This is a genomic window from Lentzea sp. NEAU-D7, from assembly GCF_026242055.1.
GTDB lineage: Bacteria > Actinomycetota > Actinomycetes > Mycobacteriales > Pseudonocardiaceae > Lentzea.
Genome location: NZ_JAPJDL010000003.1, coordinates 87,083 through 99,956, shown reverse-complemented (window position 1 = coordinate 99,956; position 12,874 = coordinate 87,083). Strand labels below are relative to the sequence as shown.

The following is a 12,874-nucleotide window of genomic DNA, read 5'->3' as shown; positions in this document are numbered from 1 at the left end:
GGGCTGGTGTCGTGATCGCATCTGTTAGGGCTCACGAAATTGCGCGGAATTTGCTGTCTGGGGTCCTGCCTCAAAGATGGGAGCATGTTCAGGGCGTCGCGCTAAGGGCGCGAGAAGCTGCTCCGCTATTCGAATCGCTTGAGGGCGAATTGCTGGTTTCGGCGGCGGTTCTGCATGATATTGGGTATTCTCCAGACATCGCGGTCACTGGCTTCCATCCACTTGATGGTGCTGCCTTCCTATCTTCGAATGGGGTGGATCGGCGGCTCTGTGCTCTCGTAGCACATCACTCATGCGCTTATCGCGAGGCTGAGTTGCGCGGTCTATCTGCGAAGCTCGCGGGATGGACTGATGAGGCAACAGCGCTTCGCGACGCGCTGTGGTGGGCGGATATGACTACAACGCCTAGTGGAAAAACGACCAACGTGCATGATCGAATCGAGGAGATCCAAAAGCGCTACGGCCCCGAAGACCTGGTAACGTTCTTCGTTAGGCAGGCCAAGCCGGAGTTGGTCGCTGCGGTCGAGCGTACGGAAAGGCGACTTCGCGCGGCTGGCGTCGACTATATTGCAAAATAGGGCGTGGTTCGGCTCTCGAACCCATGCTTTATTCGGAGCCAAATAGATGGGTGGATTTTGAGCGCGTCGAGGTCTCCGCGGTTTACCCAGCGAACTTCGCTCGACTCGTTGCTAGTCCGCAGTTCGCCGCCGATCGGCCGTGCCCGGAAGCAGATGGAGAACTGCTGCCGTACCTCGCCGTCGGTGTACGCGATGACGTGAGCAGGGTCGGAGTACACGCCGATGATGTCGACGGGCTCGACGTCGATCCCGGTCTCTTCCTTGACCTCGCGGATGACGGTGTGGCCGATGGTCTCGCCGACGTCCTGCGCTCCGCCGGGGATCGAGTACAGGTCGTTGTCGGTTCGCCGGATCATCAACAGCCGGCCTTGCTCGTCCTGCACGAACGCCGTCACCGCCACGACGATGTTGGTCGCCTTCGGTGCGTTCGGGTCGTTGTAGTGATCAGTGCGAGCCATGCCTACCTGCCTACCACTTCGGCGGCTTTGCGCCATCCCAGACGCCCTGGAAGCTCTCGGCGTACGTCTCGAACAGGTCGCCACCGGACAATCGGCGCAGGTGCAGGACCGGGGCGTGAGCTGCCATGAAGCCGTGCACGTGCGTGTTCACGAGCATCTCGTCGTCGAAGCGGTAGATCGAGTTGTAGAGCGTCGTACCGTGAAGTCGGATCTCGACTCCTGACACCTCGGCCAACGGCTTGTAGATCGCGAGGGCGTTCCGGATCTTCGCGCCAAGCGTGGTCTTGCCGATGCCCTCTTCCTCGCTGCGGCGTGCGACTTCCCGGCTAGCCGGGTCTCCGAGCAGCAACCGGATCCGAACGCCGTTCTCCGCCTTCTGGCGCAGCGTCTTGATCAAGGCTGGGTTGTCCACGAGGAACATGCCGGCATAGACCAGGATCGAGATGCTGATCTTCGACTGTTCGATCAGGTGACGCCAGATGTCGTGAGACACCGCGTGGCGGTGTGCGTAGACCTGGACGACCTCGGACTCGTTGATCTCTTTCTTCTTCTCCGGCGCGACGGCATCCGGCCAGAGGTAGGTCTCCGTCTCGCGGACCATCGCGGCGATGGCGTGCCGGTGGCGCGGGTACGGCGTCCGGTCCTGCGTGATCCACCGTTCAACCGTCTTCGGGTCTACGCCAGTTGCCTTGGCGACTTCATCGAAGCCCAAAGTGTTGCGCAGCAACGCATCTCGCAGGCGTTGGTTCGGCATGGCCCACCCTCCGTACAACTAGGGACGACTTCAATGTAGTCGAGACGTCTGTAGTTGTCCTGATGTGTGGTGTTGACGTCCTGCCGATTCGTCGAAAGTCGTAGGTGTCGAAACGTCGGGGACCAGCCCCGACCGGTACGAACGACAGGAGAACGACGATGGCGATCACAGGTGGGAGCAGGCTCCCGGCGGGTCACGACTTCGTGTTCCCGAGGGGCGCGCTCGTGATGGGCGTCGAGCCGGTGCTCAAGTTCCAGTCGGCGGAAGACCGCGCCAAGGGGCTCCCCGTCGAGCAGGAGGTCGACAAGGACAACGGGCTGCTCGTGTGGTCCGTCCTCGTGATCGACCAGGCGGCGGAGCGCAAGACGGACGCGGCGGTCACGGTCAAGATCTCCGCGCCTCACCGGCCCGTTCCGCCCGAGGCGATCCCCGGCACGGACATCCGGCCCGCCGTGTTCGAGGGGCTGACGGTCACGCCGTGGATCGATGACAAGGGCTGCCGTGGGGGCCACGTCGGCGAGCGTCACCGCTGCCGGGCCAAGCTGGGCTACAGCCTGCGCGCCACCGGCATGAAGGCGGCCGTTGCGGCCAAGCCCGCACCCAAGGCGGCATGATCCGTGGCCGACTTGATGCGCCTGCACCTGACGGCGAACCTGCCGATTCGAGTGGAACCGCTCGTCTTCGCTGGACGAGTTGAGTTCCGGCTGGGCAACGCGTTCCCGGCCGTCCTGGTGGTCGACGCGGAGGCACTGCCTCGCCTTGCTGAGGCTGTTGCTGAGGGACAGACGGCTCTCGATGCGGCGCGGGGTGGTCAGTGATGGGGTTCAACGCCACCTGTACGCCCGGTCAAGACGCTGGCGCGGCCATGATCCGAGTGACGCCTGAGGTCCCGGCGCTGGCCATCTACCTCGACCCGGTCAACATCGCGATCCAACTCCCGCCCTTCCCCGGCGGCTCGGACGTGCTGATGCGGTTCTGCTGGGAGTTGTCGCGGGAGGCGGCCAAGCTGGCTGACCACCTCGGCAACCAGGAGGGGCGTCACGCGCTCGCGGAGGAGGCTCCCGATGTCCGCGGTTAACGCCATGCACTGGGGCTTGGCGGAACAGGCTCGGACGCTGAGCGAGGCGCACGACGTCTTGAGCAAGCTCCTGCCCAATCCCAAGTCCGCGCCCGAGGTGCTGAGGAACTACTACCTCCGCTCGGCCGCCATTTACGCCCGCGTCGCCGAGACCGATCGCAGCCACCACCACGAGGCCATGTACTGGGCGAACCGTGAGCGCGAGAAGGGGGAGGCGATCAAGGTCACCAAGACGGCGAAGAAGTAGCGGAAGTCCTCATTGGACATAGCGCGTGACTCTGCTGGGTCACGTGGCGATGCCGCACGTCTTGTTGCGGCGCAAAGAGAACATGAGACACAGGAGCGGAAACCGGCTACCAACCTTGCCGCTCCTGCGTTGTCCACCCAACTCAGGAGTGAACAACGATGAGCGTAGAGCCTGAGCGCATTCGTGCGCTAGACGGGGATCAAATGATCTCCACCAGGCAGACCGTTTCCACCTACGCCGTGATGCTAGACGGCGGCTCGCTGGAGACGATGGAACTCACGGCGGCACAGGCTCGGGGCTTCGAATGCCTCACCTGCCGGGCGCAGCACACCGCCACTTCCGGAGCGTTCCAGCCTGTTGGGCGCATCCCGAGTGTGGGCAGCGTCTTCCAGTGCCTCAAGTGTGCTGGTGGTGCGCGATGAAGGGCAACCGTTGGGTTGATCCCGCACCGTTCGAGGGCGCACGTCCACGGGTTCCGTGGTGGGTGTGGCTTCCCGGCTGGATCAAGGTTCTGCTCGCGCCGGTCGCGGTGATCTGGTTCGCCGGCCGACTGGCCGTGAAGCTCGTTGTAGTGACGGTCCGGTACCCGGTCGCGGTCACGGCCTGCCTCGGCGGGTACATCGGTTATCGCGAGTTCGGGCTGTCGCCTCTGGTCCTGGCGCTGTTGTCGCTCGTGTGCGCCCTGGCGGTCTGGTACGGCCTCGATCGCGGCTCGTTCCTGCGGCACGGCTGGTACCGCGTCCTGACCGAGTGGCGGCGGCTCACGGTGTACGTGCCGCACTGGCGCACCGTGATGCGGCTGGCAGAGCTGGCCAAGGACAACCGAGACAGGGAGTACCGCCCGAAGCTGCGCCGCGTCCGGTCAGAGGGCTGGCGGGACAAGGTCCGGGTTCGCATGATCCCGGCGCAGTCTCCAGAGCAGTGGGAAGCGCGGCGCGACAACCTGGCGCACTCGTTCAACGCGCGGTCCTGTCGTGTGCGGGTGCTGCGGCCGAGCGTGCTTGAGCTCGACTTCATCCACTCTGATCCGCTGTCGCGTCCGGTCGTGGTGCCGCAGCTCGCCGCAGTCGGGGACGTTGACCTCAAGCGCGTTGTCGTCGGCCGTACCGAGACCGGGAAGCCCTGGCGGCTCAAGCTGCTCGGCTCTCAGGTGCTTGTGGTCGGGGTGCCTGGCGCTGGCAAGAGCTCGGTTCTCTGGTCGATCGTCTGGCAGCTCGCCCCGGCTATCAAGGCGGGCATGGTCCGGCTCGTTGGGATCGACCCCAAGGGCGGCATGGAGCTGGGTCAGTGTCCCGACGCGTTCGAGAAGGTGATCTACGACAACGGGCCGGAAGCTGTTGCGCTGCTCGAAGAAATCGCGGCAGAGGTCAAGGAACGTGCGGCGCGGTACCGGGGTATCCGGCGTCTGTGGGCGCGCGGCACGGGTGAGCCGTTCACGGTCCTCATCGTGGACGAGTTGGCGGACCTGATCGCCTACCAGCCGGACCGGAACCTCCGCGAACGTGCGACGCGTGCCGTCCAGACGATCACCTCGCAGGGGCGCGCTCCGGGCTACGCCGTCGTCGGCCTGGTCCAGGACCCGCGCAAGGAGGTCGTCTCCTTCCGGCACCTGTTCACCACCCGCGTTGCGCTGCGGCTCGACGAGCCGGTTCAGGTCGACATGGTGCTTGGCGATGGCGTTCGGCAGCGTGGCGCGGCTGCTCATGAGATCAGCGAGAACACGCCTGGTGTCGCCTGGCTCAAGGAGGACGGGCAGCGCGAACCGGAGCGTGCGAGGGCCTTTCACGTCACGGATGCGGACTTGGTCGAGCTGGGTGTTTACCTCGCCCCGGCCACCGTGCACGAGTTCCCGGCCAGCGGTGAAGGGAGGGCGGCAGCGTGACCGAGTACCTGACTCGCTCGGAGCGGATGAAGCAGCCGGCCGCGCTCGACATCGCTCGGGCCGTCGCTGAGGAACACGGCGTCTGCATCCGGCCGTTGGCCAAGGAGCGGATCGACCTCGACACCGGACGCGTCGACATCGTGCCTGTGCCGTGCGGCTCGACAGTCGCGAGTGTCTGCCCCACCTGCGCTGAGAAGAACCGGCGTCTGCGGATGGCGCAGTGCCGCGAGGGTTGGCACCTGACGGAGGAGCCCGACTTCACGCCGGACGCTCCGAGTGACGATCAGCGGGAGCTGACCGCCTACCGGGCCGACCTCGTGAAGGCATTCCGCCTGGCCCTCGATGAGGGTGACGAGGTCGGAGCCGAAGAGGTCCGGGAGGAGGTCGCGGAGGTCGACGCCGAACTTCGGCAACTCGGAGTCCGCGGTTCACTCCCCTCTCTGGAAGTGCCGCTCAAGGCAGCTCGTAAGCGGTCGACCAGGCGGCGGCAGGACGCGCCCAACCTGCCTCGTCGGCCGGTCAGCAAGCGCACGGTCGGCAAGGTGTTCGGAGGCAAGTACCAGCCCTCGACGTTCCTCACGCTGACGCTCGATACCTACGGCAAGGTGCGCAGCGACGGCACGCCCGTTGACCCGGCGACCTACAACTACCGGCGTGCGGCTCGGGACGCGGTGCACTTCGCTGCGCTGCTCGATCGGTTCGTCCAGAACCTCCGGCGCTGTGTCGGCTGGGAGGTCCAGTACTTCTCGACGGTCGAGCCACAGAGGCGGCTGGCTCCGCACTGGCACGCGGCGGTTCGGGGCTCCATCTCACGGGCTGAGCTGCGGGCAGTCGCTGAGGCCACCTATCACCAGGTCTGGTGGCCTGCACATGACGAGATCAAGTACAGCGGCTACAACCTGCCGGTCTGGGATGTCCGGGCCAAGGGCTTCGTTGACCCGCAGACGCGGAAGGCCCTGCCTACCTGGGAAGACGCGCTCGACCAGGTGGAGCGGCCCGCGCACGTCGCGCGGTTCGGGGTGCAGGTGCACTCCAAGGGCATCCTCGGCGGGACCGAAGAGGCTGGCCGCCATATCGGCTACCTGACGAAGTACCTCACCAAGAGCATCAACGAGTGCTTTGAGGCGCAGACCGAGCGGCAGGAGGACCACGCCGAACGCCTCTGCGCTGAGCTCGCGGTCACGCCCTGTTCGCCGCAGTGCCCCGTGTGGCTGTTCTACGGCGTCCAGCCTCGGGGAGCGCGGCTGTCCACGGTGCCGGGTAAGTGCAAGGGGAAGGCACACAAGCGGACCACGCTCGGTGTTGCTGGTCGACGGGTGCTCGTGTCGCGGAAGTGGTCCGGGAAGTCGCTCGCCGACCACAAGCACGACCGGAAGACGTTCGTTCGGCAACTGCTCGCGGACGTCGGCATCAAGCCCGAAGACCAGCCCCAGCGGGTCGTCTGGAACAACGTCGAGCCCGGCGACCCGAACGTGCCGCCTCGAGCACACCTCCTGCTGAGTGCCGTCGCTGAGCGGCGCAGGTGGAAGGCCGAATACACGGCCGCGCTGCTCGCATCTGCCGGACCTCCGGGGAGTTCGGCAACTCCGCACGCTGCTTGATCAAAGGGGGAACATCATGGAGACACACCAGTTTGAGCCACTGTGGACAGTCAGTGATGTTGCGGCTTACCTGAACGTCCCGGTTCACACGCTCTACGGCTGGAGGACCAAGAACTACGGGCCGCCTGCTCGGCGAGTCGGCAAGCACCTGCGGTACCTGCCGTCCGAGGTGCGGAGCTGGTTCGAGCACCTGCTTGAGGAGGCGGCCTGATGGGACGTCCACCTCTGGACCTCGGCACGTACGGCGCGATTCGTTGCTATGAAACGGATTCAGGCTGGCGTGCCACCACGAAATATCGCGACTACGACGGCAAGACGCGGCCGGTCGAGCGGTGGGGGAAGACCAAGAGCGCAGCAGAGCGGAGCCTCAAGAAGGCGCTCGCGGAGCGGAAGGGACCGTCCGGCAGTTCGCTGACCCGCGAGAGCCGGTTCAAGGAGGCCTTGGACCAGTGGTTCACGAAGTTCCAGGCGCTGGCTGACGCTGGGAAGAGGTCTCCGAGCAGCGTCGACACGTACCGCAGCATCATGGATCGGCACGTGCTCCCTGGCCTTGGTGAGCTGCGGATTCGTGAGATGACGGTGGCGCGGGTCGACGCGTTCCTGGGCGCGTTGTGGCGGTCGGTCAGCGTGGACACGGCGAAGACGGCCCGGTCGGTGATCTCGGGTGCGCTGCGGATCGCTGTCCGGGACAAGGCGCTGGACACGAACCCGGTCAGGGAGGCGGAGCCGCTGGAGGCCGGCCGCAAGAAGAGTCCGCGGGCGCTCACGAGGGAAGAACGGGTCCGCTGGCTGGAGATGCTGGAGTCGGACCCCAAGGCCGTGAAGCGGGACCTGCCTGATCTGTCGCGCTTCATGATGGCCACGGGCGTCCGCATCGGTGAGGCACTGGCCGTCTACTGGGAGGACATCGACTTCAAGGCTGGCACGGTCGCCGTGAACTACACGGTGATCCGGGTCAAGGACATCGGGCTGATCCGGAAGTCGACCAAGACGGAGGCCGGTGAGCGAACGCTCCTGCTCCCACGATGGGCGCTCGACATGCTCCAAAGGAGGCGCAAGACCACCAGCTTCCCGAACGGGCCGATCTTCCCGGATGCACTCGGTGGGCTCCGCGACCCGTCCAACACCCGGAAGGACCTCCGGAAAGCGCGGGGCGGGGACGAGTTCGCGTGGGTGACCTCGCATGTCTTCCGGAAGACGGCGGCGACCATCCTTGATGAGGCGGGGCTCTCCGCGCGGCAGGTCGCGGACCAGCTCGGCCACGCGCGGCCGTCCATGACGCAGGACACCTACATGGGTCGGAAGCTGGTCGACCGGCGGGCCGCTGACGCCCTGGAGGACGCGCTCGGCGGACCAAAAGATGATCAAGCCGAGGACGACGAAGTTGAATGACCAGCGGTTTTGTGTGGGTTAAGTGTGGGGCCGCCCGGACAAAGCGAAACCCCCAGGCCTGTGACCTGGGGGTTTGGTGGGCCGCCAGGGACTCGAACCCTGAACCCGAAGATTAAAAGTCTCCTGCTCTGCCAATTGAGCTAGCAGCCCTCGCCGCGACAGCCTACCGATCTCCGCCTCCGCATGTCCTCCGGGTTCCCAACCTCACGGTTGACGCACCGCCGCCACGTCGAGGAGCACGACAAGAGCCCGCCGCGAAGAGGATCAGGCAAGAAGGCAGCTGGACCCGGAGGCGTCGAGAAGACGGGGTAGAGCCTGCTCCACCCCAACAACGGAGGCGTACGTGACTGCGCCGGCACCCCCTTCATTGGAAATCTGTCCTCACCACGGCAAGGGGAGGCACAGGATGAAGAAGACGCTGGTTGGAGTGCTGGCAACGGCGATGCTGTTCACCGGGACGGCGATGGCCGCGCCGGCGAGCGACGTTCAGAAGCAGCTCGACGGGCTCACGAAGCAGCACGAGTTCCCGGCCGCGCTGGCGACGATCACCGACGGCAACGGGCGGGCGACTGCCTACACCTCGGGTACGGCCGAAGTGGGCAAGCGGACGCCTGTCCCCAGGAACGGGCAGGTGCGCGCCGGGTCGAACACCAAGGCGTTCGTCGCCACCGTGGTCATGCAGCTCGTCGGTGAGGGCAAGGTCGAGCTCGACAAGCCGATCAACCACTACCTGCCCGGCGCGATCAAGGACGACCGGATCACGGTCCGGCAGCTGCTCAACCACACCAGCGGGCTCGCGAACTACACGAACTACCTGGGGCTGGAGAAGTTCGAGGAGGTGCGGCACCGCTACCTCGAGCCGCGTGAGCTGCTCGACATCGGCAACGCGCATCCCGTCACCAACCAGCCCGGCGAGAAGTTCAAGTACAGCAACACGAACTACGTGCTGCTCGGTCTGTTGATCCAGAAGGTCACCGGGCGTCCGGTCGCGGAGAACGTCGACCAGCGCATCGTGCGGAAGCTGAACCTCAACGACACCTACTGGCCCGGTGTGGGTGAGCAGGGCATTCGGGGTAAGCACGCGCACGGGTACGCCAAGACCGGCAACGGGATCGAGGACGTGACCGTGCTCGACCCCAGCTGGGGCTGGGCGGCCGGGCAGATCATCTCCACGACCAAGGACCTCAACACCTTCTACCGCGGTCTGTTGAAGGGTGAGCTGCTGAAGAAGGCGCAGCTGGACGAGATGAAGAAGACCGTCGACACCGCCGGCGAGATGTGGCCGGGGGTCGAGTACGGGCTCGGGATCGCCAGCTCGCCGCTGTCCTGTGGTGGCCGGTCCTGGGGTCACGGGGGTGACATCCACGGCTACGAGACGCGGGGTGGGGTCACGGACTCCGGTCGCGCGTTCTCCGTTGCGATCACGGCGCTGCCCGGTACGTTCCAGGACACGGCTGAGGAAGCCGGCAAGGCACACGACGCTGTTCTGGCCACTGTGGACGCTGCTCTGTGTGGTGCCAAGTGATAGCCGTCGCCGCGGTCACGGCGCTCTCGCTGCTCGTTCCCCAGCAGCTCGACCAGATCGTCCACGAGGGCACGCCCGGCGTGGAGGCTCATGTCAACGGACGTGACCACGTGGCGGGCAAGGCGCCGCTCAACGGGCAGGTGCGGATCGGCAGCATCACGAAGTCGTTCGTGGCGGTCGCCGCCCTCGAGCTGGTCGCGGAGAACAAGGTCACGCTCGACGGGCCCGTGAACAAGTACGTGCCGCACATCAAGGACGAGCGCATCACCGTGCGGCAGGTCCTGCAGCACACGAGTGGGTTGCCGGAGTACGTGCTCGAGATCGGCGTCCCGAAGATCGCCGACATCCGGGACCGCTACTTCGCGCCGCACGACCTGCTGGACGCCGCTCTGCGCCTGCCGCCGAGCTTCCAGCCGGGCGAGAAGTACTCGTACAGCAACACGAACTACGTCGTGGCCGGGCTGCTGATCCAGAAGGTGACCGGACGCCCGATCGGCGAGGCGATCCAGAAGGTCGTCACCGAGGCCGGTCTGAAGGACACGTACTGGCCGAGCCAGGGCGAGCAGCGCATCCGCGGCCGTCATGCGCAGGCGTACGCGCTGAGCGACCTGCTCGACCCCAAGTCCGCGGTCGTCAACGCCACGGAGATCGAGACGTCCGCTGCCTGGGCGTCCGGTGCGATGGTCTCGACGCCGGCGGACGTCGCCAAGTTCTTCAAGACGCTGCTGAGCGGCGGGCTCCTCCCAAAGGCGCAGCTCGACGAGATGCGCAGGACCGTCGCGATCGACGAGAAGAGCGCCTACGGGCTCGGCCTGGAGAGCACCAGGCTCAGCTGCGGCGGGGTCTGGTGGGGGCACGGCGGGTCGATCCACGGCTGGGCGTCGCTCGGCGGTGCGACCGACGGCGGCAAGAACGCGGCGGTCACGCTCACCGCGCTGCCCGGCACGTTCGGTGACGACCCGGCGAAGAAGTTTCAGCGGGTGTTCGACGTGATGGACACCGCGTTCTGCAAGAAGTGACGTCAGCGGGCGTACCGGAGCACCCAGAGCATGTCCTGGTCTGTCACCGGTCCGTCCGCGACGCACGCCAGCAGCCAGTCCGTCAGCGCCTCCGGATCGATGCCCGCCCCGATCAGCACCAGCTGCGTCGGGGCGTCGTCGACCGGCTCGAAGGAGACGTAGGCGCCGACGGTGTGCAGCATGAACGTGCCGCCGGGGAACCTCACGAAGCCCTTGGCGCGGAACAACCCCTCCGGCCGCGCGCTCAGGAAGTCCATGAACAGCTTGGGGTGCAACGGATCCGGTGACTCGAACGACACGCTGTCGTAGCGGGCGTGCGCGTGCGTGGAGTGGTCGTCCAGGTCGTCGAACGACAGCTGCCGCGGCCCCAGGTCCGGCGGCCGCACCTCGAACAGCAGCGCCGGGTCGATCTGCCCGTACGTCACGGGGAGCACGGGAGCCGAACACGGCAGCGAAGGCAACGACGGGACCCGGTCGACCTTGTTCAGCACCACCAGATCGGCCAGCGCCAGGTCGCGCGAGAGGTGCGGCACGGCGTCGAGCTCCACGGCGTCGACCACGTAGATCAGCCCGCCGTAGGACACGCCCGGCGCCTGCAGCACCATCCGCACCATCGCCGCCGGCTCGGCCAGACCGGACGCCTCGATCACGATGACGTCCAGGTCCGCCGAAGCGAGCTTCGTCAGCATCCCGTCCAGCTCGGTGCCGTCGACGGCGCAGCACAGGCAGCCGTTGGACAGCGACACCATCGAGTCGACCTGGGCCGAGACGGCGAACGCGTCGATGTTGATCTGCCCGAAGTCGTTCACCACGACGCCGATCCGCGTGCCGCCGGACGTGCGCAGCAGGTGGTTGAGCAGGGTGGTCTTGCCGGAGCCGAGGAAGCCGGCGAGCACGACGACGGGGATCACGACGTTCCAGGCTAGCCGGTGAACTCCGCGTTCCTCTCCAGCACCTCGTCCACGGTGCCGTCGAACATCGGCGGGTAGATCACCAGCTCGTCCACGCCGAGGTCCTCGTACTCCCGCACGACCGGGGCGGACAGCGGGACCTGCGCGGACACGCTGATCCGGAAGCCGTCCGGCCGTGCCGGGAACCGGGCCAGGTGGCCGCGGACGTCGTCAGGCGTGCCGATGCCGAACCAGCCCTGCGCCCGCGTCACCGCCCGCCGGAACGCCGCGGGGCTGTGCCCGCCGACGACCACGCGCACGTTCGACGGACGCGGATGGGCGTCGACGCCGGAGAACGACACGAACCTGCCCGAGAACGACGGCGCCGGCGCGTGCCACAGCTGGTCCATCGCGTCCAGGTACTCGTCGGTCCGCGCGCCGCGGTCGTCGAACGACACGCCGATCGCGTTCATCTCCTGCGGGAGGTAGCCCGCGCCGACGCCGAGCGTGAACCGCCCGCCGCTGAGCAGGTCCAGCGACGCCACCTGCTTCGCGAGCACCAGCGGGTTGCGCTGGGGCAGGATCACGATCCCGGTGGCGAGCTCCAGCGAGGACGTGACCGCCGCCACGTAGCTCAGGTGAGTCAGCGGATCCACGATCACGGCGTCCGGTTCGGACGGTGACGGGTCGACGCGCGGTGACGGCAGCACCACGTGATCGGACGCCCACCACGATCGATAGCCGAGCGACTCGGCCAGCTGGGCGAGCCTCCGCGTCTCGTCCGGCCCTGCCGTGTCACCGATGTTGAGCCCCTGCACCCCGATGTCCATGACCGGGCCAACGATCGATTTCCATCGATCATTCCCGAAACTGCAACGGAACAGGCACCTCGCGCATCAGAATGACGAGAAGGGGGGCGATGATGACGGAGTTCCTGGCTGCCGCAGTGGCGTTTCCGACCGTGGTGTTCAGCTTCCTGTTGCTCGTGGTGCTGGCGTACTGGCTCACGGTGGCGTTGGTGGGCCTGGACTTCGACGCCCCGGTGATGCCGATCTCGGTCTCGATGTTCGTCGTGGTCACGTGGTTCGCCGCGCTGGTCGGCACGGTGCTCACGCCCGAGGGGTCGCTCCGGTACGCCGTCCTCGCCGGTTCGCTGCTCGTGGGCGCGCTCGTCACGAAGATCCTTCTCATCCCGGTCAAGAACTGGACGAAACCGGAGAAGCCGGCGTCCCGCAACGACTTCGTGGGCCGCACCGCGATCGTCAGGACCTCCAGGGTCACCGAGCAGTACGGGCAGGCCGAGGTGACCGCCGACGACGGCGGCACGGCGGTCGTGCAGGTGCGAGCGGCGCAGAGCACCGAACTGAGGGCGGGACAGACCGCGCTGATCTTCGACTACGACGCAGAGGGCGAGTTCTTCTGGGTCGTGGACATCACCACAGGGGGCTGA

General features: G+C 66.5%; 15 protein-coding genes and 1 tRNA gene. 11 read left to right on the top strand and 5 right to left on the bottom strand.

Annotated elements, in window-relative coordinates:
- Nucleotides 1–11 precede the first annotated feature (11 nt).
- Nucleotides 12–578, top strand: coding sequence for an HD domain-containing protein (locus tag ORI60_RS07310; RefSeq protein ID WP_266035648.1), 567 nt, complete (start codon nucleotides 12–14; stop codon nucleotides 576–578).
- On the opposite strand, the gene ORI60_RS07305 is transcribed toward ORI60_RS07310, so the two are convergent.
- Nucleotides 563–1,036 (bottom strand): NUDIX hydrolase, encoded by a 474-nt coding sequence (locus ORI60_RS07305; protein WP_266035646.1) that lies wholly within the window; start codon nucleotides 1,034–1,036, stop codon nucleotides 563–565. The two genes, ORI60_RS07310 and ORI60_RS07305, sit on opposite strands and share 16 nt — an antisense overlap.
- 10 nt (nucleotides 1,037–1,046) lie before the next feature.
- Nucleotides 1,047–1,790 (bottom strand): DUF5919 domain-containing protein, encoded by a 744-nt coding sequence (locus ORI60_RS07300; protein ID WP_266035644.1) that lies wholly within the window; start codon nucleotides 1,788–1,790, stop codon nucleotides 1,047–1,049.
- 158 nt (nucleotides 1,791–1,948) lie between these two features.
- Between ORI60_RS07300 and ORI60_RS07295 the strand changes: the two genes are divergently transcribed.
- From ORI60_RS07295 to ORI60_RS07265, 7 genes are all read left to right on the top strand, one after another.
- Nucleotides 1,949–2,404 (top strand): hypothetical protein, encoded by a 456-nt coding sequence (locus ORI60_RS07295; protein WP_090102262.1) that lies wholly within the window; start codon nucleotides 1,949–1,951, stop codon nucleotides 2,402–2,404.
- Between the two features lie 251 nt (nucleotides 2,405–2,655).
- Nucleotides 2,656–2,868, top strand: coding sequence for a hypothetical protein (locus ORI60_RS07290; protein WP_266035639.1), 213 nt, complete (start codon nucleotides 2,656–2,658; stop codon nucleotides 2,866–2,868).
- Nucleotides 2,855–3,115, top strand: a complete 261-nt coding sequence (locus tag ORI60_RS07285) for an AMED_5909 family protein (protein ID WP_266035637.1) — start codon at nucleotides 2,855–2,857, stop codon at nucleotides 3,113–3,115. The genes ORI60_RS07290 and ORI60_RS07285 overlap by 14 nt, the downstream gene beginning before the upstream one ends.
- A gap of 418 nt (nucleotides 3,116–3,533) precedes the next feature.
- Nucleotides 3,534–4,997, top strand: coding sequence for an FtsK/SpoIIIE domain-containing protein (locus ORI60_RS07280; protein ID WP_266035635.1), 1,464 nt, complete (start codon nucleotides 3,534–3,536; stop codon nucleotides 4,995–4,997).
- 26 nt (nucleotides 4,998–5,023) lie between these two features.
- Complete coding sequence (locus ORI60_RS07275; protein ID WP_266036580.1) at nucleotides 5,024–6,598, top strand: replication initiator; 1,575 nt, start codon at nucleotides 5,024–5,026, stop codon at nucleotides 6,596–6,598.
- A gap of 16 nt (nucleotides 6,599–6,614) precedes the next feature.
- Complete coding sequence (locus ORI60_RS07270) at nucleotides 6,615–6,809, top strand: helix-turn-helix domain-containing protein (RefSeq protein ID WP_266035633.1); 195 nt, start codon at nucleotides 6,615–6,617, stop codon at nucleotides 6,807–6,809.
- Nucleotides 6,809–7,990, top strand: coding sequence for a tyrosine-type recombinase/integrase (locus ORI60_RS07265; protein ID WP_266035631.1), 1,182 nt, complete (start codon nucleotides 6,809–6,811; stop codon nucleotides 7,988–7,990). The genes ORI60_RS07270 and ORI60_RS07265 overlap by 1 nt, the downstream gene beginning before the upstream one ends.
- 74 nt (nucleotides 7,991–8,064) lie before the next feature.
- Here the strand turns inward: ORI60_RS07265 and ORI60_RS07260 are convergent.
- Nucleotides 8,065–8,140, bottom strand: a tRNA-Lys gene (locus tag ORI60_RS07260).
- A gap of 256 nt (nucleotides 8,141–8,396) precedes the next feature.
- On the opposite strand from ORI60_RS07260, the gene ORI60_RS07255 reads away from it, so the two are divergent.
- Together ORI60_RS07255 and ORI60_RS07250 are read left to right on the top strand one after the other, a co-directional pair.
- Entirely contained in the window at nucleotides 8,397–9,515 is a 1,119-nt protein-coding gene (locus ORI60_RS07255) for a serine hydrolase domain-containing protein (RefSeq protein WP_266035629.1), read from the top strand.
- Nucleotides 9,512–10,534 carry a serine hydrolase domain-containing protein gene (locus tag ORI60_RS07250; protein ID WP_266035627.1) on the top strand — a complete coding sequence of 341 codons (1,023 nt, stop codon included), beginning with the start codon at nucleotides 9,512–9,514 and terminating at the stop codon, nucleotides 10,532–10,534. The genes ORI60_RS07255 and ORI60_RS07250 overlap by 4 nt, the downstream gene beginning before the upstream one ends.
- Nucleotides 10,535–10,536: 2 nt before the next feature.
- Here ORI60_RS07250 and ORI60_RS07245 read toward each other — a convergent pair whose 3' ends face one another.
- Both ORI60_RS07245 and ORI60_RS07240 read right to left on the bottom strand, forming a co-directional pair.
- Entirely contained in the window at nucleotides 10,537–11,445 is a 909-nt protein-coding gene (locus ORI60_RS07245) for a CobW family GTP-binding protein (RefSeq protein WP_266035626.1), read from the bottom strand.
- Nucleotides 11,446–11,456: 11 nt separating this feature from the next.
- On the bottom strand, nucleotides 11,457–12,254 hold the full coding sequence (locus ORI60_RS07240; protein WP_266035625.1) for an LLM class F420-dependent oxidoreductase: 798 nt from the start codon (nucleotides 12,252–12,254) through the stop codon (nucleotides 11,457–11,459).
- Nucleotides 12,255–12,346: 92 nt separating this feature from the next.
- On the opposite strand from ORI60_RS07240, the gene ORI60_RS07235 reads away from it, so the two are divergent.
- Nucleotides 12,347–12,874 carry a hypothetical protein gene (locus ORI60_RS07235; RefSeq protein WP_266035623.1) on the top strand — a complete coding sequence of 176 codons (528 nt, stop codon included), beginning with the start codon at nucleotides 12,347–12,349 and terminating at the stop codon, nucleotides 12,872–12,874.

Excerpts from the sequence above, each read along its gene's own strand:
- ORI60_RS07305 (WP_266035646.1), bottom strand. The coding sequence starts at position 1,036 with ATGGCTCGCACTGATCACTACAACGACCCGAACGCACCGAAGGCGACC.
- ORI60_RS07300 (WP_266035644.1), bottom strand. The coding sequence starts at position 1,790 with ATGCCGAACCAACGCCTGCGAGATGCGTTGCTGCGCAACACTTTGGGC.
- ORI60_RS07295 (WP_090102262.1), top strand. The coding sequence starts at position 1,949 with ATGGCGATCACAGGTGGGAGCAGGCTCCCGGCGGGTCACGACTTCGTG.
- ORI60_RS07290 (WP_266035639.1), top strand. The coding sequence starts at position 2,656 with ATGATCCGAGTGACGCCTGAGGTCCCGGCGCTGGCCATCTACCTCGAC.
- ORI60_RS07285 (WP_266035637.1), top strand. The coding sequence starts at position 2,855 with ATGTCCGCGGTTAACGCCATGCACTGGGGCTTGGCGGAACAGGCTCGG.
- ORI60_RS07280 (WP_266035635.1), top strand. The coding sequence starts at position 3,534 with ATGAAGGGCAACCGTTGGGTTGATCCCGCACCGTTCGAGGGCGCACGT.
- ORI60_RS07275 (WP_266036580.1), top strand. The coding sequence starts at position 5,024 with ATGAAGCAGCCGGCCGCGCTCGACATCGCTCGGGCCGTCGCTGAGGAA.
- ORI60_RS07270 (WP_266035633.1), top strand. The coding sequence starts at position 6,615 with ATGGAGACACACCAGTTTGAGCCACTGTGGACAGTCAGTGATGTTGCG.
- ORI60_RS07265 (WP_266035631.1), top strand. The coding sequence starts at position 6,809 with ATGGGACGTCCACCTCTGGACCTCGGCACGTACGGCGCGATTCGTTGC.
- ORI60_RS07255 (WP_266035629.1), top strand. The coding sequence starts at position 8,397 with ATGAAGAAGACGCTGGTTGGAGTGCTGGCAACGGCGATGCTGTTCACC.
- ORI60_RS07240 (WP_266035625.1), bottom strand. The coding sequence starts at position 12,254 with ATGGACATCGGGGTGCAGGGGCTCAACATCGGTGACACGGCAGGGCCG.
- ORI60_RS07235 (WP_266035623.1), top strand. The coding sequence starts at position 12,347 with ATGACGGAGTTCCTGGCTGCCGCAGTGGCGTTTCCGACCGTGGTGTTC.